Source organism: Curtobacterium sp. P97 (genome assembly GCF_023712445.1).
Taxonomy (GTDB): Bacteria; Actinomycetota; Actinomycetes; order Actinomycetales; family Microbacteriaceae; genus Curtobacterium.
Genome location: NZ_JAMAYF010000112.1, coordinates 1 through 453 on the forward strand (window position 1 = coordinate 1; position 453 = coordinate 453).

At 75.9% G+C, this 453-nt stretch carries 1 protein-coding gene; it reads left to right on the plus strand.

Annotated elements, in window-relative coordinates:
- A partial coding sequence (locus M3677_RS17205) for a phosphotransferase (protein WP_251161165.1) occupies positions 1–453 on the plus strand: 453 nt, incomplete at both ends.

Below are 453 nucleotides of genomic sequence, written 5' to 3' on the forward strand. Positions count from 1 at the left end.
GCGTGCGCGGAGGTCTGGGCCGAGGCGCTGGCGACGTCCTGGTCCGGTGAACCGGTCTGGTTCCACGGCGACCTCGCGCCCGGCAACCTGCTCGCCGTGGACGGGCGCCTGTCCGCGGTCATCGACTTCGGCGTCTGCGGTGTCGGCGACCCCGCGTGCGACCTGGTCATCGCCTGGACGTGGCTGGGCGTCGCGGGCCGGGCGGCGTTCCGCGACGCCGTCGACCTCGACGAGGGCACCTGGGCGCGCGCCCGCGGCTGGGCGCTGTGGAAAGCGCTCATCACCGAGCCGGGGTCCCCGCTGCACGGCGAGCAGCAGCGCGCCCTCACCACCCTGCTCGCCGAACGCCGTACGCGACGTCCCGGCACGCCCGCGTACACGGACACCGACACGGACACCGCGAGGACCGGGGAGCAGCCCGGTCCACGAGCGGGGATGTCGGACCCCCGGGGC